The following is a 21,499-nucleotide window of genomic DNA, read 5'->3' as shown; positions in this document are numbered from 1 at the left end:
AAACAGAGAGAACCCTATGTTATATCAGCGTAAGCATGGTGAGGAACACCCTTACTGGCCCGCGGGTCCCTTCAAGATCCGTTTGCCATTCATTCACTACCGTTGGGAAGTGGCAGAAACAATTCAGGCACTGGTAATGTTTGTCGTAGCAATGGGTATGATTCCTTTGCTAGAGCGTTACTTAGGGCTCCCTTATGACGTTGCACTAGCCTATGTAGTCGTCTGTGGCATAGGGTTTATGCTACCTAACTTGTTAGGTGTGCCTTTTGTTCCAGGTTGGATAACACCTGCGATACCTGTTGTACTTCTATTTATTGGAGGATTTGAGCCAGGTCCTGATGCTATTCGTGCCTTAGTTGCGTTGCAACTCGTGGTTACGTTTATCTTCCTATTTATGGGTATTACCCGTTTAGGCAGTAAGCTGGTCAACAATATTCCCAATTCAATCAAGGCAGGTATCTTGCTAGGTGCGGGTATAGCGGCGATCAGTGGTGAAATCAGTGAAGGTGGACGTTTGTACAACACGCCAATTTCATTGGGTATCGGTGGTTTGATCACCGTATACGTACTTTTCTCCCTCTCTTTCCGTGACTGGGTAGAAAAACACCGTTGGGCCAAAATAATTGCCGGTTACGGTATGGTTCCGGGTATGTTGATCACCATGGTGATCGGTTGGTCAGTGTCTGAGTATCCTTTGCCAGCTGTTCAGTGGGGCATAGAGTTACCCGCTTTTGGTAAAATATGGGACTATTTACCCTTTACCGTTGGCTTCCCAACCTTCCAACTGGTGCTAGCGGCTATACCAACTGCGATTATCGCTTACATTATAGCGTTTGGTGACATCATTGTGGGCCAAAGCTTATTAAAGCGTGTTGACCATTTACGTCCAGATGAAAAAATTGAAGTTAACGTAGACCGTGTGCATATTGTCACTGGTATCCGTAACTTGATGCACTCATTCTTTGCGCCATACCCAGGCTTGGCAGGTCCTCTGTTTACCGGTGTCATGGCGACCATTGCTGAGCGCTACCGTTATGGTCGTGGTGCCATGGATACCATTTACTCAGGTGCGGGTGTTTTCTGGATAGTTGGTTTCATTGCACTCTTCTTGCTACCACTGGTCACGTTGTTCAGACCTGTTCTGCCGATCGCCTTGTCAATCACGTTGTTGATCACTGGCTATCTGTGTATCGCCGTGGCTGTAGAGCAGATTGATAATGCAACCTCCATGGGTGTCGCAGGAATCATGGGTGTGGTTTTAGCTACTCATGGTGCAGCTTGGGGTCTTGGTGCAGGTTTTGTTCTGTGGTTGTTGATCGAAATGCGTAGCAAGAGTGCTCTTAAAGAGCATGAGGGTGAAGCACCAGAGGAGCCGATACACATAGAGGAAAATCCTGATCCTGCCGTCGTAGAGGAAGGGAAACAGCCTCACTAAGTTACGTTTCAATCGAAAATCATAAAACCCCATATCTTTACTAAGATATGGGGTTTTATTTCATACACAATCAGGTATATTTTGTGTATGAATAGAATATTTAAAAATACCTTACTTTTCCTGATCTTGTCAGCAATTTTCCTGTTATCTGGTTGTGCTTCATCGCCGCCTCCTGCGCGAGCACATGAAAATATTTGTGACATTATCGCGCATGATCCTAGCTGGTATCGAGCAGCGAAAAAATCTGAATCACGCTGGGGTACTCCTGTATCCATACAGATTGCTTTTGTAAGACAAGAATCCTCATTTGTTCATAATGCACGTCCCCCAAGACCAACCTTGTTTGGTTTTATTCCTATGCCACGAAAATCCTCTGCTTTTGGCTATGCACAAGCGCAAGATGGCACTTGGGATGACTATCGACGGGCAACCGGTAATCGACTTGCGCGCCGGACCAATATTGATGATGCTTTAGATTTTATTGGTTGGTATAACAGCGTATCGAATCAGCGGAATGGCATCGCATTAACCGATGCTTTTAACCTCTATTTAAATTATCACGAGGGGCACACAGGTTTCAGGAATCGGACCTATAATAATAAGCCTTGGCTTATCAACGTTGCACGTACGGTAGAGAGTAGGGCGCGTGCTTATGAGTCTCAAATACCTAACTGTCGTTTACCCTCTGGTCTATGCATTTGGCCATTTTGCTGAGTTTGATCAGCGTTTTGGTGAGTGGTATGAGCTAGACTTAAGTGATAAAGGTTTTTAGGAGAAGTAAGATGGCTAAGCTCAGTAAAATGCTGGTCAACATGACCACTGAAGAGCCGACTGATAGTTTGCTAGATAAGGCTATTCGCGTCAGTGAGTGTGCAAACACCTCAATCGAGTTGTTTAAGTGCGGTTATCAATCCTACCCTAGCAGTATGAGTATGATCAGTCCGGCTATGCTGGATAACCTGCAACATCAACGCATGCGGGCGATGGAAAAGGTACTCGATCAAATAGCATCTTCCTATCGTCACCATTCTTGCGAAATTACCACCGATGTCGCTTGGGCTAAATATATTACTGATGGAGTCTTAACGAAAGCTAAGCGCTTTCAGCCGGATTTAATTTTGCATGAAGTGGCAGAGCATCCTCATTTGTTGCATCGACTCTTGGCACCCCAAGACTGGCTTTTACTTCGTGAAGCGCAAACCCCGCTATTGTTATGTAAGGAGCAACCTTGGCCTGAGCATATGCGTATTGTGGCGGCGATAGATCCTTTTCATGCTCATGATAAAGCGGCAGAGATAGACTTAAAAATACTTCAATATGCACAAGTCATGGCTAAATCCTTAGGTGCAGAATTACATATCCTGCATACTTTCGCATCGATTCCTCAATCGGCGATTTTTGATGACACGGTCATTGGTGATTTTGAGTCGATGCACCTTCGCATAAAAGCTGAGCATGAAGCACGTCTGAAAGAGGTGGTGTTATCCTTTGATCCTTCATTTGATCTAAGCTTGTTACATGTTGTTGAAGGAGAGATACATCGCAAACTGCCCGAGTTTGTGCGAGAAAAGAGCATAAATATGGTGGTGATGGGTTCTTTGGCGCGTGGAATGATTGATCGACTCTTGCTCGGTAGCAGCGTCGAGCGAGTGCTAGACGCTGTACCTTGCGATATTTTAGTGCTTAAACCTTAGGTCTAAATCTTAATAGTCAAAGGCAGACCAAACGGGGGCATGATCGGAAGGTTTGGTCATGCCTCTGACTTCATAATCTATATCACTGTCGGTGCAGCACTGAGTGAGTACATCAGTGGTTAGAATGGCGTCGATTCTCAGTCCTCGCTTAGGGTCGTCTTCAAACCCTTTGCTGCGATAATCAAACCAGCTGAATTTATCGTTTTTGGTGGGGTGGATTTTACGATAGGTATCTTTTAATCCCCATGCATGTAAGTGTGATAGCCATTCACGTTCTTCAGGCTGAAAGCTGGTTTTCCCCGTTTTTAACCAGCGTAAGCGGTTGGGTTCGCCAATACCGATATCACTATCTTCTGCAGAGATATTTAAGTCTCCCATCACCACTAAGGGTTGATCTGCTGAGTACTGCTCATTTAATAACCTTAATAGATCCGCATAAAACTTACGTTTGGCGGGAAACTTAATCTCGTGAGTGATATTTTCGCCTTGTGGGAAGTAGCCATTAATGAGTGTGTAAGGTTTACCCGAGTCACTCATAAACTCACCAATAATCAGACGTTTTTGAGCTGTTTCGTCATCATCAGGAAAGCCTTTTTGAATACTTAACGCAGGCTTTTTAGATAATAAACAAACCCCATAGTGCGTCTTCTGACCATGAAAATAGGCATGATATCCAAGGGCTTCAATCTCTGCGATGGGGAAGTCTTGATCGGTGACCTTGGTTTCTTGGATGCCAATCACATCAGGTTGATGAGTTGCAATCAGGGCTTCAAGTTGATGCAAGCGCATACGAATACTGTTGGTGTTGAACGAAACCAATTTCATGAAAAACTCTCTTAGGATTATCTAAATGATGCTTCATTCTAAAAGGCTAGCGGCAGTTCAGCAAATCGAATCAGCATATTTGTTTGATAGTCTTTATTAATCCGATATTTAGTCTGGTTCGATTAGTCACAACCCTGCTATAGGGTGTATCCTTATCGCATAGTGAATAGCGAGCAAGGAGTTTCAGGTGAGCAAATTTGATTTTGATCTATTTGTCATTGGTGCAGGGTCGGGCGGTGTCCGCGCCGCACGAATGGCTGCAGCCATGGGCGTTCGTGTCGGTATTGCTGAAGAACGTTATCTTGGCGGAACCTGTGTTAATGTGGGATGCGTGCCTAAGAAACTTTACGTATATGCTTCTCAATATGCAGAATCTTTCTCTGAGGCAGCGGGTTTCGGATTAACCACTCAAGGTACTAATTTTGATTGGCCGACGCTACGTGATAATAAGACCAAAGAAATTTCTCGCTTAAATGAAATTTACCGCAATTTATTAGTGAACTCCGGTTGTACCTTGATGGATGGAAGGGCTGTAATCTCTGGCCCACAGTCTGTGCAGGTTGGCGATAAGACATTCTCTGCAGAGCGGATACTGGTTGCTGTAGGTGGTTGGCCATTTGTACCGGATATTCCTGGAGCTGAGCACATCATCTCATCCAATGAGGTATTTGATTTAGAAACCTTTCCTAAGCGAGTTATCGTGGTCGGTGGAGGATACATCGCTATTGAGTTCGCCGGTATTTTTGCAGGCTTGGGGTGTGATACCCATCTCGTTCATCGTGGTGCACTGTTCTTAAAAGGTTTTGATCAAGAAGTTCGCGAATTTACCGCACAAGAAGTTGCCAAAAAAGGCGTTAAGCTTCGCTTTAATACTGAAATTGCCTCAATTGAGAAGCATTCAGATGGGCGGTTAAAGGTTGTGTTTATCGATGGTCAAACAGAGCTTGCAGATCAAGTCATGTATGCCACAGGCAGAGTACCTAAAACAGAAGGTTTAGGGTTGGAAACGGTCGGTGTGGCATTGGCTAACAATGGCGCGATTTCAGTGAATGAACAGTATCAAACCTCAATACCTTCAATCTATGCGGTGGGAGATGTCATTGATCGTGTTCAATTAACCCCTGTTGCCTTGGCTGAGGGTATGGCATTAGTCAGGTCCTTATATGGAAAAGGTAGCCCGCCTGTTGATTACGAGTTAATTCCAACGGCCGTTTTTTCTCAACCTAATATCGGTACAGTAGGCTTGACGGAAGAGGACGCAATTAAGCGTTACCCGCAGTTAGATGTGTATCGTTCTGAGTTTAGATCGATGAAGCATACCCTCAGTGGTAGCGAAGAGCGCACCTTGATGAAGCTACTGGTTGATCGCAGCAACGACAAAGTCGTCGGCGTGCATATGGTGGGTGCTGATGCCGGTGAAATTATTCAAGGCATCGCGGTTGCGTTGAAAGCAGGAGCCACTAAAGCAACCTTCGATGCAACCATTGGTATCCATCCAACGGCTGCAGAAGAGTTTGTGACCATGCGAGAACCGTCACGTAGCTATTAATGACGACCGCTGCTGATCTTCATGCCGGTAGCCAAAGCGTTAACTTTCTAAATCCTTTTATCTCCAGTAGCGTCTCTTCGAGGTGCTGCTGGATCGAAGATAAGCTGATTTGCTTTTCTTCAATCGCGGATATACCTGATGCGGTTAACTTTATCTCGACTTCTAGGCTGCTAGGTGCATAAAAAAGCATCATTTGATAGTCTGGAATCAGTCCAAAGTTTGTTTTTAAGCTGCTATCCAACAAATCTTTAATCTGTTGACGGCTTTGCAGTCGTGGTAAGCCATTCTCAATCAGTTTTTCATCATCATAGGTATCAATGTGATAGATGATATAACTGATATCATCGAATTCTTCTTTTAAAGCATTGCAGACATTGTCGCCAATATAGTGACCTTCTGATGCGGTAGTATGCGGAGCAACTTGCAGGTGCATCTCTAAAAGGCTCTGTCCGCCCATTAGGCGAGTTCTAACATGATGAACGTTGATAACCCCTTCAATAGAGCGAGCAGTCTTTTCAAGGGCTTCTACGCGCTCTGCTGGCAATCCGGTATCAACCAACTCAGCTAAACTTTTTAATAGTAAGTCGATACCTATCTTTGCAATCAGCAGTGCCACGAGCACAGCGGCAAGTGCATCCAGCCACCAGACACCCATGATTGCGCCCGCAAGTGCAACAAGCACCACCACAGAAGACAGTGAATCTGTCCTGTGATGCCAAGCGTTGGCAATAATCAGATTGGATTGATTTTCTTTACCTACTTTTAAGGTGTAGAAAAATAAAACCTCATTAGCCAAGATAGATCCAGCCGCAATCAATAGAGCTGGCCAAGCAGGAGGGGCAGGGATCTCTCCTGAAAAAAGTAGTTTAAGACTGTCCCATGTCATGAAGCCAGCGACTAATAACAAAATGACGGCAAGTAATACCGTACCGACTGTTTCAAATCGGCCATGACCCCAGGGATGCTCTTCATCAGGCTTTTTATGTGAAAAGCCTACTAGAAACACGACCATCAGATCGGTAGCGACATCCGATAGGGAATGAAAACCATCTGCGACTAAGGCTGCAGAGCCCGTTAGTATGCCTCCCACAATTTTAAGCACGCTCATCACTGCGTTGACGATGGCGCCGATAATACTGATGCGTTGTGCTGCTGCTTTACGATCAGTTGCTTTATGTTGCATTGCCCAAACCTAAAGATATAAAGAGACTATTCTATCGTGCCAAGTAGCAGGTGGCTATCTTGAATATTTGGAAACATACAAGACTTAAAATTGAAATAAAATGTGAATAACCTTGCTTTTAAGGCTTGACACTGAAAAGATTTCAACAATCCGGAAAAAATCAAAATAGTAATCCGGAAAAACCGATCCAAGCAGCTTGTTTTTATATAACTAATTGATTTATATCGTATAAAATAGCTGGTTAAAAAATAACCAATCTAAGGAATGGCGTGTAAAAACGGGGTGAATTTAGAGTTATCGCCGCTCTTTGCACAGGGTTATCCACAGAAGTTGTGGGTAGGCTGTCAGAGCCTAGATGAGCTGGGGCTTCTGGAGATTAATTCGAGTATCCACAACGAAAAAATCTAACGGTTATATTGCGTTGCAGCAATTTAAAACTACATTTGTTAGACTGGTCTTTATCAATTCGGTTCATAGGAATGTGAGCAATGCAAGCAACACTTGTTAGCCAAGTTTTTTTACCTCTTGCACTTTTCATTATTATGTTGAGTGTCGGAATGTCTCTAAAGGTGCTCGATTTCCAAAGAGTCTTCACGCAACCGAAAGCGATAGTCGTGGGCATGTTGGCTCAGTTAGTGTGTTTGCCACTATTAGGTTGGATTATCATTCAACTTTATAATTTACCACTGTTGTTGGCGGCAGGACTGATGATCTTGACCCTGGCTCCGGGTGGCGCTACATCCAACGCTATAACGTTATTGGCGAAAGGAGACACAGCATTGTCAGTCTCCTTAACCGCCTTGAATAGTGTTATTGTTCCTTTTACCTTGCCTCTGTTAGCTGTTGTTGTGTTTCAAGCCTTGTCGATGGGCTCGGCTCAGATCGACTTTCCGGTCATGCAAACCATCATACAAATGCTGCTTATTACGCTATTGCCAGTGAGTATTGGAATGCTCTTTGGTCATATTTTTCCCGAGATTAACTTGAAAGTTCGAGGCTTTTGTCGATCCTTAGCTTTAATTTTAATGTTAATGACGGTGGTGCTATTAGTCGTGACCAGTTGGTCTCGATTGATGCTCGTCTTGCCTCAATTAGCGCTGCCTGTGTTGTCCTTAGTGCTTGCTGCCATGATGTTAGGCTATGTTGTCGCTCGTTTGGCCGGCTTGTCCGAGGCTAAACAGGTCACGCTGTTGGTGGAGGTTGGATTACAGAATGCAGGAACGGCGCTGTTAGTGACCAGTACTTTGTTGCAAAGTCCTGAGATGTCCGCCAGCGCGTTGGTTTATGGTGTGCTAATGCAAATTCCAGCCTTGTTACTGATTGCTTGGCGTAACCGAGAGATTTTTACTCGATCACTGTCACGTAGCGAAACACTAGGTTAACAAGGTTGCATGAAGGCTAGTCGATGCCAATAATTTTGTGAGTTTGTAAGCTCAATTTCCATTGCGGATTTTGTAAGCAGTATTCAACACAGTCGCGCAAAGACCGATCAGCATGCTGACCATCTAAAGGTTGCAGATAAAAGTGCTCAAACTGCATGTTGATAAACTGTTCTGGCAGGGCTAATTGTTGCGGATACACCAGTTTTAGCTCATTTCCCTCAGTAATCATGATCTTGGCGTCAGCTTTAGGGCTGACGCAGATCCAGTCGATTCCTTTTGGAAGAGGTTTTGTGCCATTGGTTTCTATCGCAATGATAAATCCTTTAGCATGAAGTGTATCAACCAGCGCTTGATCGAGTTGTAAGGCAGGTTCACCACCGGTACAGACTACATAGGGCGGCGTTGAATTAGCAGCCGGCCAAAATCTCTTGAGGTGAGCTACTAAGGCTTCAGGAGTGGGGAATTTCCCACCATTTTGACCATCGGTGCCTATAAAGTCAGTATCGCAGAAGTTACACACGGCTTTGGCACGATCTTCTTCACGACCTGACCAGAGATTGCAGCCAGTAAAGCGACAGAAGATGGCCGGTCGACCAGCATGTGCGCCTTCTCCTTGAAGGGTGTAAAAAGCTTCTTTGATACTATACATGGCTATTCCGAAACAGGCTCGCCGCCAAAGCACTCAATAAGCGCTGGGAGTAAGCGAGTCATCTCCAGTCCTGTTCGAGTTACTGCAGCATCGAAGTCTGCAATTTCATCTTCTGGACGATCTTGCTCAAGCTGATCAGCATAGTCTGCATTTAACTTTAAACGATGAAGACTTAGGTCTGCATGGAATAAAAACTCTAACTGTGCTTCCCAAGTAATCGATAGTCGAGTCACTTGCATCGTTTCTAGATGTGCCACTATCTCGTCACTGTGAAGCGGCTGACCTTTGATTCGAATGACACCACCTTCAGCAGAGGTGTCGCGTAATTCACACTCGTCACCAATCTCAAAGCCAGTAGGAATTTGATGTTCATCTTGAAGCCATGAGGTCATGACACTGGCAGGAGCTTGGTTAACATTTAACGGACGAACCTTCAAAGACCCTAGAGCTTCTCTTAATTCGTTTAGCAGCAACTCTCCACGGTTAAAACTGCTGGCATCAATGATGATCCAGCCCTCTGATGGCATGATCAAAGCGCGGGTTGATTGGCGTTTGGAAAAAGCACGAGGAAGCAGTTCTTGTATGACCTCATCTTTAATTTGGTCTTTCTCTTTTTTGTAAACTTTGCGAGCTTCATCCGCTTCAATCTTATTAACACGAATTTGTACTTCATCTCTAACAACACTGCCAGGAAGAATTCGCTCCTCTTTTAATAAAGAGATAAGGTGATAACCACTGCTACTGAAAACAAGATTGTCAGAGAAGAAGCAGGGTGATATCCAGCCTGTTCGTTGCAGTTCATTTCGCCCGCAAGGGGTAAAAGGGTGCTTTTGTAGTCGTTCTTCAAGTTGCTCGGGGGTAAAGTCATCACTGGGTTGAAAGCGATAGCAAAGCAGATTTTTAAAGCTATTCATCTGCTTATAGACCCTCGTAAGCTAATAAACTGTAAACAGGAACATTGCTGTCTTGAATTTTTTGCGATCCCATTAAGTCGGGCAAATCGATTAAGGCGGCGACTTCGTGTATCTCTGCACCCAGTTTGTGAATTAAGGCGATGGTTGCTAACAGGGTTCCACCGGTAGCGATTAAATCGTCAAATACAACAACTTTATCTCCTTTACTTAGCGCATCGGTTTGAATTTCGACTGCCGCAGTGCCGTATTCAAGGGTGTACTCTTGGCTGATCGTCTGGCCTGGTAATTTACCTTTTTTGCGAATTAGGACTAAAGGTAGGTTTAGTTGATACGCAACGATAGATCCAAAAATAAAACCACGTGCATCAATGCATGCGATGTGGGTAATAGATTGGTTCATGTAACGTTGAATAAAAGCGTCACAGACCATACGCATCGCTTTAGGATCTTTGAACAGTGTGGTTACATCACGAAAAATAACGCCAGGCTCGGGCCAATCGGGAATAGAGCGTATGACAGATTTTATGTAAAACTCATCGTAAGACATTAAGGTCTCCAAAAGAAAAAACGGGAGAGAAACAGGAGTGATTAACGTCCTTGTTTACTGCAAGAACGCTCAACTTCCTGCAGTTCGCCAGATAGCTCTTGTAGTTTGTCGGCATTCAGGATTTCTACCTCTTTACCATCGACATGGATCAATTCAAGGCTTTGAAAGCGAGTAAAAATACGACTGATGGTTTCAACGGCAAGACCTAAATAGTTACCTATTTCGTTACGAGACATAGAGAGTCTAAATAGGCTGGCAGAATAGCCCCGTTCTTGAAAACGTTGTGACAGCTTTAATAGAAAACTGGCGACACGTTGTTCAGCATTCTTTTTTGCCAACAGCATCATCATTTGTTGATCGTTACAGATCTCTTTACTCATGGTTCTTAGAATTTGGCGTCGCAGTTCTGGCATATGGCTAGATAGATCATCAAGACGCTCAAACGGAATTTCACAAACTGTTGTAGTTTCAAGAACTTTAGCGGAAACAGGGTATATCGATGTATCTAAGGCACTCAGCCCAACCAGTTCACCAGGAAAAAAGAATCCAGTAATCTGTTCGTCGCCATCGTCTGTGATGCAGTAGCTTTTTACAGAGCCCGCTCGAATGGCATAAACACTGCCAAACTTATCACCTTGACGGAAAAGGTGATCACCTTTCTTAAGTGGACGACTTTTGTCAATAATGGTGTCGAGACGTTGCATCTCAGTCATGTTTAGGGAAACCGGAAGGCAAAGTGAACTCAAACTACAAGTGCTGCAGTGTACTTGTTTGAGACTACGAACTTTACCAGACAAATTTTTATCTTCCATTTCCCGATCCTTCCCACAAACTAATTAGGGTATGCCCCATTATGTAACATTTCATAGAGCAGGTGAAGGCTGATTGTTTTAACAAGCCTTCACTTAAGGTTTAAACCTATATGATTCGAGAATATCCACGAGTCGGCTGCTGCTTTGGAATGTATGCATCAAACGCCATGCAGATACGTCGAATGAGCAATCTACCTGCGGGTGTCACTTGAATCTGGCCATGGTTGCGTTGAATTAATCCATCCGCTTCAAATTGAGACAGTTCAGACTGTTCTGCGGCAAAGTAGTCAGCAAAGACAATTCCAAAACGTTTTTCAATCAGGCTTGGATCCAATTCAAAGTGGCAAATTAGCTGATTAATGACTGCGCCGCGAATAATATCATCATCGCTTAAGCAGACACCACGGCGAATGGCGTGTTTTTGTTGATTGACGGCTTGAGTATAGGCCGCTAGGTCATGTTCATTTTGATAATAAACACGCCCGATTTGGCTGATGGCAGAAACACCCATGGCGACAAGATCGCAATCGGCATGGGTTGTGTAGCCTTGGAAGTTTCGATGAAGTTGTCCTGCTGCTTGAGCTAATGCAAGACTATCGTCCGGCTTGGCAAAGTGATCCATGCCGATATAGACATAACCCGCATCGAGTAGTTTGTTAATCGTATTTTGTAAGATCGCTAACTTAACCTCAGGAGAGGGAAGTTCTGCTGGATTAATATGCTTTTGCGATCTAAATCTATCGGGTAAATGAGCGTAATTGAACACCGAGAGTCTGTCAGGGCTCATGCCAATAACGACATCGAGTGTTTTATCGAAGCTCTCGATACTTTGATGTGGCAAACCGTAGATCAGATCCATGTTGATGGAGTTGAAGCCTAGCTGGCGGGCTTGAGTCAGAACTCCTTGAGTTTGCTCAAGCGGTTGCACACGATTGACTGACTCTTGGACTTTAGGATCCAAGTCTTGGACGCCTAAACTGATACGGTTAAATCCGGCTTTTCGCAGCACCTCCATGGTGGCAGGACTGGCTTCACGTGGGTCAATTTCAATAGAGTAATCGCCCTTATCGTCATCTCTTAAATTAAAGTTTCGACGTAAGGCATTCATCAAATCGAACATCTGCTCATCGCTGATAAAGGTCGGCGTACCACCACCCCAGTGGAGTTGATCAACTATACGATCATCACTGTACCATTGTGACAGCTGTTCCATCTCTCGATAAACCGTATCTAAATAAGGTTGAGCACGATCACGATTACGGGTAATAACTTTGTTGCAGGCACAGTAGTAGCAAACATGTGCACAAAAAGGGATGTGAACATAGAGTGACAAGGGGGAGTTTTTATCAGCACTCGCTTTACCTTGGTTCATCAATTCAGCGGATGATAAGTCAGGATCAAACTGAACTGCGGTCGGGTAAGAGGTGTAACGTGGACCAGAAAGATCGTAACGATTAATTAATTCCATGTCCCAGACGATACGGCTGTCATTTTTCAAAGGGAAGTCCTCAATATAGTAATCTAGTTCTTTTGCCTGCTCTTCAGAGACCCAGCAAAAGATTGATTGGCAGGGTGTAGATGCCAAATAAAATAATGATTAAGCCTGCTAGTTGTCGCACGATGCGTTTTTGCATCACAGCTTGAACTTGTTTGGCTAGTAAACCGGTCATAAACATCGCTGGCATAGTGCCTAAGCCAAAAGCGGCCATTAACAAAGCGCTTTGTTGCCAACTGCCACTGGCAGATGACCAAATCAGGGTGCTGTAGACTAAACCACAAGGTAACCAGCCCCAAAGTAATCCAAGCAATAGCGCTTGATGTAGATGACGAATCGGGAGAATTTTAGCCGCAAGTGGTTGAATATGTCGCCACAGGTGGCCTCCCATTGACTCAAGTTTGGTAATACCAAACCACCATTGGCCAATATAAAGTCCCATCGCAATTAACAATAAACCGGCAAAAATTTGTAGCGCTATGCCAATGGGGCTAGTCACAACCACCGCACCAACGACACCTAACAGTGCTCCTGCTACGCTATAACTGAAGATTCTACCGGTGTTATAGCCGAGCAGTATTAGCCATGCGGGTTGGCGAGAGTGACCTGTACTGAGTCCAACGCTGGCAGCGATACCACCACACATGCCAATACAGTGGGTGCTACCCAATAATCCAATCAAAATTGCCGTGGTGATGAGCAATGGCTCAGTCATGGTTGTGCTTTATATCTTTTTTATCAACTTTCGCATCATCAGGGATCATATCTTCATCATCGTCATAGAGAATGCTGTGAGCAGGGGAGTCGAGGTCATCAAACTGTCCACTGTTCACACTCCAGAAGAATGCCCAGAAGGCTAAGCCTGTCAGGATTAATGCGATGGGTATTAAAATAATAACGATTTCCATCAGGTGCCTGCATTTATGTTGGCTGGTTTTTTTGGAGCTTCAGCTAGGTTAGTTTTTAGCTCACGCGGTTTACGCGTCAACCTCATGGCGTTACCTGTTACCAATAATGAACTGGCGGTCATCCCAATCGCTGCAATATAAGGAGGTACAAGTCCCATTGCGGCGGCGGGTAGAGCGATCACGTTGTAAGCTAGAGATAAACCGAGGTTTTCTTTAATGATGGTACGTGTTTTACGCGCCATACGGATACTTTCTGCAAGGGTTTGCAGGTTGTTGTTAGTAAGGACAGCATCTGCATTGGTTTTTGCTAAATCGGTAGCTGCACCCATAGAAACAGAGGTCTGTGCACCAACTAACACCGGTATGTCATTAATTCCATCGCCCACCATAATGGTTTGCTTGCCTTCGGCTTGTAATGTTTCGATACGTGCCAGTTTTTGTTCAGGGCTCATGCCGCTATTAATGACATCGATATCGAGCTTTTCTGCAATACGCTGAACCGCAGGAGAGGTATCACCCGTCAGTATTTCAATGCTCAAGCCCAGTGCTTTCAATTCACGGATAGCTTGACGCGTTTCTCGACGTATTTGGTCATCCAACGCAAACCAGGCTAAGGGTGACTTTTCATTGCCTAACAGAATCCATTGGCGCTGTTGATCGGGCATTTCTGGAATAGCTTGCCCGCTTAACTCCATGACATAGCTAGGCGTACCGATACGATAGCGTACGCCATTGATTTCACCTTGAATACCCATGCCAACACTGTTTTCGATGGACTCTGCACTAAAGCAATACCAAGGAATAAAGGCGCGCCCGATAGGATGCTCTGAGAGTGCCTCTAATGCTGCGCCCCACATCAATGCATCAGCGGGCGATGTGCCATTTAGAGGATAGGTTTCTTGAATAGCTAAACGGCCTTCAGTCAACGTACCTGTTTTGTCAAATATGATATGTGTCGCTTTGCTGAACGACTCCAATACATGACCCCGTGTAATCAACAGTCCACGCTGTCTCAGTGTTCCTGTTGCTGCGGTTAAGGCAGTCGGTGTCGCTAAGGACAGAGCACAAGGGCAGGTGACGACAAGTACTGCAAGCGTTACCCAGAAAGCTTTCGATGGATCAATAAAATACCATGCAGTAAAAACACAGGTAGCGACGATTAAGGTTGCGCCAACAAAGTAACGCGCTACGTGATCGGCGACACGAGCGACATAAGGCTTTTCGCTTTGAGCACGTTCCAGTAAACGAACAATAGACGAGATACGGCTTTTTTCACCGACTTCAGTGACTTCTAAATCAATTGGGTTTTCAATATTGATCGTTCCACCCACGACTTTGTCATCTACTTTCTTTGAAAGCGGCATATATTCGCCAGTGAGTGCCGACTCATCAATTGAGCTGAAGCCACGAACAATCACACCATCAGCAGGTATGGTTTGTCCCGGTTTAATACGAATGCGGTCACCTGGCTGCAATGCAGTCGCAGAAACTAATTCCTCTTCACCCTGTTCATTAATGCGAAGGGCGCTAGCGGGAATTAAGTTAAGTAGCGCATTTCCGGCTCTGCCTGTTCGTTGTCTTGCTTTCATTTCCATAAAGCGGCCGATGAGCAAGAAGAATGCAAACATGGTCACTGATTCAAAGTAAATTTCACCCGTGTTGAATACTGTTGCCCAGATGCTGGCAAAGTAGCCACCCCAAATAGCGATAGAAACAGGGATATCCATTGTTAGATGGCGTGCTTTTATGTCACGAATGGCATTTTTTAAGAAAGGCCAAGAGGCATAGAGTATAACGGGTGTTGATACCACCATGCTGGCCCAGCGCATCAGTAGAACATATTTTTCATCCATGCCGGTGCCAGCAATTTCTGCTGCATAAATGGCCGCAGCAAACATCATCGCTTGCATTGAGCCGATGCCAGCAACCCCTAAGCGTATAATCGAACGCTTACTCTCTTTGGCAAGCAGTTGTTCTTCTTTATCGGGGTGGTAAGGGTGGGCTTTGTAACCAATTCGGATAATTTCAGCTAATAAAGTACTGAGTTTTACCTCGCTAGATTGCCAAGATAGTTGTGCGCGATGATTGGTCAGGTTTACACTAAATTTGACCACTCCTGGTTGCTTGTTGATGTGATTTTCAAGTAACCAAACACATGCTGCACAGCTAATACCCTCAATAACCAGTGTTGCTGAAGGTTGTTCTGTATCTAGGTTGTGAACAAAATCTTGTTGTATTTCACGGCTATCATATAAAGCGAGTTCTTTTGTGAGTGATTCAAGTTCAATTAAATCAGTCGTTGTAGGACTTAAATCATTTCCACGGTGTCGGTAAAAGCTGTCTAGCCCTCCAGCCACAATGGTTTGCGCCACTGCTTGACAACCAGGACAGCACATTCGCTTATCCTCATTGTTGATGCGGGTGTAAAAACTGCTTCCTGGTGGTATATCAGATCCGCAGTGATAGCATTGAGTTTCTTCAGGTGTACTTACTAAGGTTTCAACAGCTTCCATCAGTTACATCCGGTATGGAAAAGTAGATCAACAAATAAGATTAAGGTGTAAATGCAATGGTATTACTAAATGGTGGTCTTGCATCTTTCACAACTTTCCAATTCTCTGCATTAGAAACGATAATAAAGGTGGATCTGGCATTAATTGGTTGAGATAAGCTGCCGAAAAATTGATTTAGGGTAGCAACTCGCTGAAGTTTGATTGCATGATCCAAGTCGTGATTTGCACCAATTTTTATATGAAGCTCAATCTCTTCAAGAGAATCAGAAAGACCTTCTAACATGGTTAAAATGACTTGGCCTGTTTCAATATCAATTTGCATTTCACCCTTGATACCCAGAACCTTGGCGTATTCAGCCATTTTGTCATCAAGTACATAACCTCTACCGTCACGAACAAAATCTCTATCTAACGGAGGATCTATCTGTTGCTGTTTAATAGCATTAGGTAACAGGACGACAAACGCAACGGTCATCGCTGCAAGAATAGGACTTAAAATAAACCATAACCAAGGTTGTTTGTACCAAGGGGCTACGATAACAGAATCGTGACTCATGAAGGGGACCTCATAAAAGATAGGCGGCATAATCGCCGCCTATTGTACTCTAAAAACAATCTGGCTTTCACCTTGTCGACTGAATCCTTATCGACTTGGGGCCGGACCCATAAATCGACTTTCGGCAGTTGCAGTCACACGTGGCTCATCAATCGTTTCGACAATGAAAGTGATTGAAGAGTTCGCTTGAGTTAGCGCATTTCTGTCAATTTGTAGACGCACAGGATAATCCAATAACTCGCCTGAGCTAATTTCTACTTGAGGTTCGTTGATAAAGGTCAGTCCATCGATACCTTCAACAGAGACTCGGTAGACTCGATCAACCTGTTCTTTGTTAGCAATTTTAAGCGTATAGACGTTTTGAATTAAATTGCCGCTAACCTCGCTGAATAAAGCACCACGATCTCTTATCACTTCAAACTCTATTGGAACTCGGTTTGATAATGCATAGACGAAAGCGGAACACATAATTAATACAGCAGCTAGATAGCCCATCAAACGTGGACGAAGCAGCTTGGTTTTATTTCCGCTCAGCGAGTGCTCCGTGGTGTAGCGAACAAGACCACGTTCGTAGCCCATCTTATCCATGATTTCATCACAGGCATCAATACACGCGCCACAGGCAACGCACTCGTATTGCAAACCGTCCCGAATATCAATACCAACAGGGCATACGTGAACACAGGCCTGACAGTCGATACAGTCACCTAAGCCCTCAGCCTTATAATCGGCATCTTTTTTACGTCTGCCACGTTTTTCGCCACGTTTTTCATCGTAAGAGATAATGAGTGTATCTTGGTCAAACATGACGCTTTGGAATCGTGCGTAAGGACACATGTAGATGCATACTTGCTCACGTAACCAGCCAGCATTACCGTAGGTGGCTACACTAAGAAATCCAAGCCACCACATTTCCCATGGTCCTAGATTAAAGGCAAAAATACTCGGTATTAGTTCTCTTATCGGAGTGAAATAGCCTACAAAAGCAACTGCAGTAAGGATAGCCATCGAAGCCCATATGAAATGCTTTGCCAATTTACGTAGCAATTTTTCTTTGGACATGGGTTCTTTATCTAAGCGCATCCGCTTATTGCGATCACCCTCCGTAATGCGCTCTGCCCAGATGTAAAACCAGGTCCACACAAATTGAGGGCAGGCGTAACCACACCAGAGTCGTCCAGCAAATACGGTTACAAAAAACAGCACAAAAGCTAAGATAATCAGTAGCCACGACAGCAGCATGAAATCTTGCGGCCAAAAGGTTAAGCCGAAAATGTGGAATTGGCGACTCGGAAGGTCAAACAATATGGCTTGACGGCCGTCATATTGAATCCAAGAGAAAGTAAAAAACATCAGAAGCAGTACGAAACCAGCTCCAGATCTAAGGTTTTTGAAAAAACCTTTATAATACTTGACATAAATGTGTTCTCTTTTGGCATAGAGGTCATAGACTTGTGTCTTGTTGTCCTTGCCAGGAGTTACATCTTTAACCGGTATTTGGTTCATTTCCAGCCGCCATCTACTAACAGGTAAGTTATAAGTTTAGCATTCTATAAGAATAAGCTTATACAATCATAGTACGCCAAAAAAAAAGGTGATATGACCTACATCATATCACCTTTAATTAAACTAACTATCTTAGTTGGTGCTTAAGCTCATCACATAGGCGGTTACTAGGTGAATTTGATCTTCACTGAGTAAGCCAGAGAACGCAGGCATTACACCAAAACGTCCATGACGAAGGCTGTGAGCGATCTGCTCAAAGCTGCCACCATATAGCCAAATATCATTGGTTAAATTAGGTGCACCGAGTGCGTACATACCTGTTCCGTCTGGCATGTGGCAAGCTGCACACAAAGATGCAAATTGTGGTTGTGCGCGTTCAGCTGAGTCAGCGTCATGCTCACGATTACTCAGTGCAAGTACGTAGTGAGTCATATCACGAATGCCATCTTCACCCAGCACATCCGCCCATGCAGGCATGGCGCCCATACGTCCGTTGTGTAGAGTGTGTTTGATCGCATCTTCATTGCCGCCGTAGAGCCAATCGTTGTTGGTTAGGTTGGGGAAACCGTGCGCTCCCACACCACCGACACCGTGACACACAGAGCAGTTGTTCGCAAATAGACGCTGACCAATACGCAAGCCTTCAGCGTTTTCTGGTTGCTTTAGCTCTTCTACTGAAAGCTGAGCAAAGCGTTGGAAAACCGGCGCGTAATGCTGTTCAGCATAAGCCATCTCTTCTTCCCACTGACCGTGAGAAGTCCAGCCTAATAAACCTTTGAAGTTACCCAAGCCTGGGTAAAGTAAAAGATAAACAAGACCGAAGATAACTGTTGCAACGAACATCTGGAACCACCATTTAGGCATGGGGTTGTCCAGTTCTTCAATACCATCAAATGAGTGACCAACAGTTTCTTCGGTTATCTCTTGATGGGGTTGGCTTTTGCGAGTTGCGAAAAGCAACCACACGCAGCCAAAAATTACACCTAGGGTTAGGACTGTAACCCATGCGCTCCAGAAAGCACTCATTTCTCATCTCTCCCGTTATGGGCACGTTTTTTGCCATTTAGCTCAGCCTCATCCTCGTCTTCATCAGCGAAGGGGAGGTTGGCCGCTTCATCAAAACTTTTCTTGTTCTGGGGCAATAAGACCCAGATGAAAAGCCCGATGAAGGTGATCAGCATGATCAATGGCATGAACGGGCCATAGACTTCATAGCTCACAATGGATTACCGTACATCGTAGTTGGTGTGAGTTTTGCCGAGTGCTTGTAAATAAGCAACCACTGCGTCTACCTCAGTCCTACCACGAACGTCTGTTTGAGCGTTTGCAATCTGCTCATCGGTGTAAGGCACGCCCAAAGTGCGCAATACTTCCATTTTTCTTGCAGTTTGATCGCCCGTTAACACGTTATCAAACAGCCATGGGTATGATGGCATTTTAGAAGTAGGAACTACGTCACGTGGGTTGTATAAGTGGGCACGCTGCCAATCGTCAGAGTAACGACCACCTACACGCGCAAGGTCTGGACCTGTACGCTTAGAACCCCACAAGAATGGATGTTCCCATACATGCTCATTTGCGGTTGAGAAATGTCCGTAACGTTCTGTTTCAGCACGGAAAGGACGAATCATTTGTGTATGGCAAACGTGGCAACCTTCACGGATATAGATGTCACGGCCTTCCAGCTCAAGAGCTGTGTAAGTACGCATGCCATCAATCGGCTGAGTGGTTGAGTCTTTAAAGAACAAAGGAACAATCTCAGCCAAGCCGCCAGCACTGATTACGATAATAATCAGTACTGCCATCAGGCCGGCGTTCTTTTCAATAGTCTCATGCTTAATCATTGGTATATGCTCCTCGCCTCAATCATGCAGTCTGTGCAGATGGTTCTGCATCTGCGGCTTCAACAGAGCTGCCGCCACGGACTGTTTGCCAGACGTTGTATGCCATTACTAGCATACCTGCTAGGAATATAGCACCACCGATAACACGGACTAGATAACCAGGGTGACTAGCATCCATCGCCTGAACGAAGCTGTAAGTCAGCGTTCCGTCTTGGTTAACAGCGCGCCACATCAGACCTTGCAGAATACCGTTAACCCACATAGATACGATATAAAGAACCGTACCGATGGTAGCCATCCAGAAGTGCAGGTTGATTAGGCCAGTGCTGTACATCTGAGCTTTACCAAACAATTTAGGAAGCATGTGGTAAACCGCACCGATAGAGATCATGGCTACCCAGCCAAGCGCACCTGAGTGAACGTGACCAACGGTCCAGTCTGTGTTGTGTGACAGAGCGTTAACCGTCTTGATAGACATCATCGGGCCTTCGAATGTAGACATGCCATAGAAAGACAGGGATACAACGAGGAAGCGAAGAATTGGGTCAGTACGCAGTTTATGCCAAGCGCCAGACAGTGTCATCATACCGTTGATCATACCACCCCAAGAAGGAGCAAGTAGGATCAAAGACATTACCATGCCCACTGACTGAGTCCAGTCTGGAAGAGCAGAGTAGTGCAAGTGGTGACCACCCGCCCACATGTAGGTCGCAATCAGCGCCCAGAAGTGAACAATCGATAGACGGTAAGAATAAACAGGGCGATTTGCTTGTTTAGGTACGAAGTAGTACATCATACCCAAGAAGCCTGCAGTCAGGAAGAAACCTACTGCGTTATGGCCATACCACCACTGTACCATCGCATCGATGGTGCCAGAGTAGGCGGAGTATGACTTGAACATAGAAACTGGCATCGCAGCGCTGTTTACAACGTGTAGAACCGCAATAACGAGTATGAAAGCCATGTAGAACCAGTTAGCCACATAAATGTGGGTGGTTTTACGCTTGAATACTGTTCCCATAAATACGATCGCATAAACGACCCATACTACGGTAATCAGAATATCAATTGGCCACTCAAGCTCTGCGTATTCTTTAGCTGAAGTCAGACCTAGCGGCAAAGTAATTGCTGCTAAGACGATAACTAGCTGCCATCCCCAGAAAGTGAACGCTGCCAAGCCGTCTGAAATAAGACGAGTTTGACAAGTACGCTGCACTACATAGTAGGAGGTTGCAAAAAGGGCACAGCCACCAAATGCAAAAATTACTGCATTGGTGTGTAACGGACGAAGACGTCCGTAGGTTAGCCAAGGTGTGTCAAAGTTTAATGCCGGCCAGACTAGCTGGGCTGCTATCAGTACGCCAACGGTCATACCGACAATGCCCCAGACTACAGTCATGATGGCGAATTGACGAATCACCTTGTAGTTGTAGGTTGGATGTTCAGTTGCAATGCTCATATCAGGCTCTCATCAACAAGCTGTTAATAGTAAGAAGAGTTCCACTGCCGATTATCAGTGAATTGGCGCTTCATTTCAATGTAAAGTCCGGTTTATCTGCGACAGCTTGTCGCAGGCTGTGATTGTCTAAAATTATCATTTTGTTTAGATGATTGTTTGTTTTTAATATTTATAACCTACTGAAAATAAATGTTTTAATTTTAATGTCTTGTTTTTTATTAGGTCTAT

21 protein-coding genes are annotated in these 21,499 nt (G+C 44.7%); 5 read left to right on the top strand and 16 right to left on the bottom strand.

Translation table 11 applies throughout. The features are described 5' to 3' along the window. Positions 1-16: 16 nt before the first annotated feature. The 3 genes from F7R24_RS08775 to F7R24_RS08765 all read left to right on the top strand — a co-directional run bounded on the left by F7R24_RS08775 (position 17) and on the right by F7R24_RS08765 (position 3,129). Positions 17-1,435, top strand: coding sequence for a permease family protein (locus F7R24_RS08775; RefSeq protein WP_151670873.1), 1,419 nt, complete (start codon positions 17-19; stop codon positions 1,433-1,435). Between the two features lie 87 nt (positions 1,436-1,522). Continuing rightward, positions 1,523-2,149 (top strand): transglycosylase SLT domain-containing protein, encoded by a 627-nt coding sequence (locus F7R24_RS08770; protein ID WP_151670872.1) that lies wholly within the window; start codon positions 1,523-1,525, stop codon positions 2,147-2,149. A gap of 68 nt (positions 2,150-2,217) precedes the next feature. Further along, on the top strand, positions 2,218-3,129 hold the full coding sequence (locus F7R24_RS08765) for a universal stress protein (protein ID WP_151670871.1): 912 nt from the start codon (positions 2,218-2,220) through the stop codon (positions 3,127-3,129). A gap of 9 nt (positions 3,130-3,138) precedes the next feature. Here F7R24_RS08765 and xthA read toward each other — a convergent pair whose 3' ends face one another. Then, positions 3,139-3,954 carry an exodeoxyribonuclease III gene (gene xthA, locus F7R24_RS08760; protein ID WP_151670870.1) on the bottom strand — a complete coding sequence of 272 codons (816 nt, stop codon included), beginning with the start codon at positions 3,952-3,954 and terminating at the stop codon, positions 3,139-3,141. 187 nt (positions 3,955-4,141) lie between these two features. On the opposite strand from xthA, the gene gorA reads away from it, so the two are divergent. Next, positions 4,142-5,503: a glutathione-disulfide reductase gene (gorA, locus tag F7R24_RS08755; protein WP_151670869.1), complete on the top strand. Its 1,362-nt coding sequence runs from the start codon at positions 4,142-4,144 to the stop codon at positions 5,501-5,503. A 19-nt stretch (positions 5,504-5,522) separates the two neighbouring features. On the opposite strand, the gene F7R24_RS08750 is transcribed toward gorA, so the two are convergent. After that, positions 5,523-6,686 carry a cation diffusion facilitator family transporter gene (locus F7R24_RS08750; protein ID WP_151670868.1) on the bottom strand — a complete coding sequence of 388 codons (1,164 nt, stop codon included), beginning with the start codon at positions 6,684-6,686 and terminating at the stop codon, positions 5,523-5,525. Positions 6,687-7,174: 488 nt separating this feature from the next. Between F7R24_RS08750 and F7R24_RS08745 the strand changes: the two genes are divergently transcribed. Beyond that, positions 7,175-8,068 (top strand): bile acid:sodium symporter family protein, encoded by an 894-nt coding sequence (locus F7R24_RS08745; protein ID WP_151670867.1) that lies wholly within the window; start codon positions 7,175-7,177, stop codon positions 8,066-8,068. Positions 8,069-8,084: 16 nt separating this feature from the next. On the opposite strand, the gene queE is transcribed toward F7R24_RS08745, so the two are convergent. The 14 genes from queE to ccoN form a co-directional block, all read right to left on the bottom strand. Further along, complete coding sequence (gene queE, locus F7R24_RS08740) at positions 8,085-8,717, bottom strand: 7-carboxy-7-deazaguanine synthase (RefSeq protein WP_151670866.1); 633 nt, start codon at positions 8,715-8,717, stop codon at positions 8,085-8,087. A gap of 2 nt (positions 8,718-8,719) precedes the next feature. Continuing rightward, positions 8,720-9,631: a recombination-associated protein RdgC gene (locus F7R24_RS08735; protein WP_151670865.1), complete on the bottom strand. Its 912-nt coding sequence runs from the start codon at positions 9,629-9,631 to the stop codon at positions 8,720-8,722. A gap of 4 nt (positions 9,632-9,635) precedes the next feature. Beyond that, positions 9,636-10,178 (bottom strand): adenine phosphoribosyltransferase, encoded by a 543-nt coding sequence (locus tag F7R24_RS08730; protein ID WP_151670864.1) that lies wholly within the window; start codon positions 10,176-10,178, stop codon positions 9,636-9,638. A 41-nt stretch (positions 10,179-10,219) separates the two neighbouring features. Continuing rightward, the gene (gene fnr, locus F7R24_RS08725) at positions 10,220-10,990 is read right to left on the bottom strand and encodes a fumarate/nitrate reduction transcriptional regulator Fnr (protein ID WP_151670863.1); all 771 of its coding nucleotides are present in this window, start codon (positions 10,988-10,990) and stop codon (positions 10,220-10,222) included. A 106-nt stretch (positions 10,991-11,096) separates the two neighbouring features. After that, the gene (gene hemN / locus F7R24_RS08720) at positions 11,097-12,488 is read right to left on the bottom strand and encodes an oxygen-independent coproporphyrinogen III oxidase (protein ID WP_240776061.1); all 1,392 of its coding nucleotides are present in this window, start codon (positions 12,486-12,488) and stop codon (positions 11,097-11,099) included. A gap of 43 nt (positions 12,489-12,531) precedes the next feature. Further along, a complete protein-coding gene (locus tag F7R24_RS08715; RefSeq protein ID WP_151670862.1) occupies positions 12,532-13,200 on the bottom strand; it encodes a sulfite exporter TauE/SafE family protein in 669 nt (222 codons plus the stop codon). Further along, on the bottom strand, positions 13,193-13,393 hold the full coding sequence (ccoS, locus tag F7R24_RS08710) for a cbb3-type cytochrome oxidase assembly protein CcoS (protein WP_151670861.1): 201 nt from the start codon (positions 13,391-13,393) through the stop codon (positions 13,193-13,195). Before ccoS ends, F7R24_RS08715 begins: the two co-directional genes overlap by 8 nt. After that, a complete protein-coding gene (locus F7R24_RS08705; protein WP_151670860.1) occupies positions 13,393-15,906 on the bottom strand; it encodes a heavy metal translocating P-type ATPase in 2,514 nt (837 codons plus the stop codon). Before F7R24_RS08705 ends, ccoS begins: the two co-directional genes overlap by 1 nt. 40 nt (positions 15,907-15,946) lie before the next feature. Then, positions 15,947-16,462, bottom strand: coding sequence for a hypothetical protein (locus F7R24_RS08700; RefSeq protein WP_151670859.1), 516 nt, complete (start codon positions 16,460-16,462; stop codon positions 15,947-15,949). An 87-nt stretch (positions 16,463-16,549) separates the two neighbouring features. Then, positions 16,550-17,968 carry a cytochrome c oxidase accessory protein CcoG gene (ccoG, locus tag F7R24_RS08695; protein ID WP_151670858.1) on the bottom strand — a complete coding sequence of 473 codons (1,419 nt, stop codon included), beginning with the start codon at positions 17,966-17,968 and terminating at the stop codon, positions 16,550-16,552. Positions 17,969-18,100: 132 nt separating this feature from the next. Further along, on the bottom strand, positions 18,101-18,994 hold the full coding sequence (gene ccoP, locus F7R24_RS08690) for a cytochrome-c oxidase, cbb3-type subunit III (protein ID WP_151670857.1): 894 nt from the start codon (positions 18,992-18,994) through the stop codon (positions 18,101-18,103). After that, positions 18,991-19,188, bottom strand: a complete 198-nt coding sequence (locus F7R24_RS08685) for a cbb3-type cytochrome oxidase subunit 3 (RefSeq protein WP_206057508.1) — start codon at positions 19,186-19,188, stop codon at positions 18,991-18,993. Before F7R24_RS08685 ends, ccoP begins: the two co-directional genes overlap by 4 nt. A gap of 6 nt (positions 19,189-19,194) precedes the next feature. After that, positions 19,195-19,812, bottom strand: coding sequence for a cytochrome-c oxidase, cbb3-type subunit II (gene ccoO / locus F7R24_RS08680; protein ID WP_476703642.1), 618 nt, complete (start codon positions 19,810-19,812; stop codon positions 19,195-19,197). A gap of 22 nt (positions 19,813-19,834) precedes the next feature. Continuing rightward, positions 19,835-21,271, bottom strand: coding sequence for a cytochrome-c oxidase, cbb3-type subunit I (ccoN, locus tag F7R24_RS08675; protein ID WP_151670856.1), 1,437 nt, complete (start codon positions 21,269-21,271; stop codon positions 19,835-19,837). Positions 21,272-21,499 lie beyond the last annotated feature (228 nt).

Source organism: Nitrincola schmidtii (genome assembly GCF_008973715.1).
Taxonomy (GTDB): domain Bacteria; phylum Pseudomonadota; class Gammaproteobacteria; order Pseudomonadales; family Balneatricaceae; genus Nitrincola; species Nitrincola schmidtii.
Note: the sequence above shows the minus strand (reverse complement) of the source record. Positions and strands in the feature narration are given on the sequence as shown.

What these genes read in the sequence shown, in the direction of transcription:
- F7R24_RS08705 (WP_151670860.1), bottom strand. Translation starts at nt 15,906, where the DNA reads ATGGAAGCTGTTGAAACCTTAGTAAGTACACCTGAAGAAACTCAATGC.
- ccoG (WP_151670858.1), bottom strand. Translation starts at nt 17,968, where the DNA reads ATGAACCAAATACCGGTTAAAGATGTAACTCCTGGCAAGGACAACAAG.
- ccoN (WP_151670856.1), bottom strand. Translation starts at nt 21,271, where the DNA reads ATGAGCATTGCAACTGAACATCCAACCTACAACTACAAGGTGATTCGT.
- F7R24_RS08750 (WP_151670868.1), bottom strand. Translation starts at nt 6,686, where the DNA reads ATGCAACATAAAGCAACTGATCGTAAAGCAGCAGCACAACGCATCAGT.
- F7R24_RS08700 (WP_151670859.1), bottom strand. Translation starts at nt 16,462, where the DNA reads ATGAGTCACGATTCTGTTATCGTAGCCCCTTGGTACAAACAACCTTGG.
- F7R24_RS08775 (WP_151670873.1), top strand. Translation starts at nt 17, where the DNA reads ATGTTATATCAGCGTAAGCATGGTGAGGAACACCCTTACTGGCCCGCG.
- F7R24_RS08715 (WP_151670862.1), bottom strand. Translation starts at nt 13,200, where the DNA reads ATGACTGAGCCATTGCTCATCACCACGGCAATTTTGATTGGATTATTG.
- F7R24_RS08745 (WP_151670867.1), top strand. Translation starts at nt 7,175, where the DNA reads ATGCAAGCAACACTTGTTAGCCAAGTTTTTTTACCTCTTGCACTTTTC.
- F7R24_RS08765 (WP_151670871.1), top strand. Translation starts at nt 2,218, where the DNA reads ATGGCTAAGCTCAGTAAAATGCTGGTCAACATGACCACTGAAGAGCCG.
- xthA (WP_151670870.1), bottom strand. Translation starts at nt 3,954, where the DNA reads ATGAAATTGGTTTCGTTCAACACCAACAGTATTCGTATGCGCTTGCAT.
- ccoS (WP_151670861.1), bottom strand. Translation starts at nt 13,393, where the DNA reads ATGGAAATCGTTATTATTTTAATACCCATCGCATTAATCCTGACAGGC.
- F7R24_RS08735 (WP_151670865.1), bottom strand. Translation starts at nt 9,631, where the DNA reads ATGAATAGCTTTAAAAATCTGCTTTGCTATCGCTTTCAACCCAGTGAT.
- ccoO (WP_476703642.1), bottom strand. Translation starts at nt 19,812, where the DNA reads ATGATTAAGCATGAGACTATTGAAAAGAACGCCGGCCTGATGGCAGTA.
- F7R24_RS08770 (WP_151670872.1), top strand. Translation starts at nt 1,523, where the DNA reads ATGAATAGAATATTTAAAAATACCTTACTTTTCCTGATCTTGTCAGCA.
- fnr (WP_151670863.1), bottom strand. Translation starts at nt 10,990, where the DNA reads ATGGAAGATAAAAATTTGTCTGGTAAAGTTCGTAGTCTCAAACAAGTA.
- ccoP (WP_151670857.1), bottom strand. Translation starts at nt 18,994, where the DNA reads ATGAGTGCTTTCTGGAGCGCATGGGTTACAGTCCTAACCCTAGGTGTA.
- F7R24_RS08730 (WP_151670864.1), bottom strand. Translation starts at nt 10,178, where the DNA reads ATGTCTTACGATGAGTTTTACATAAAATCTGTCATACGCTCTATTCCC.
- queE (WP_151670866.1), bottom strand. Translation starts at nt 8,717, where the DNA reads ATGTATAGTATCAAAGAAGCTTTTTACACCCTTCAAGGAGAAGGCGCA.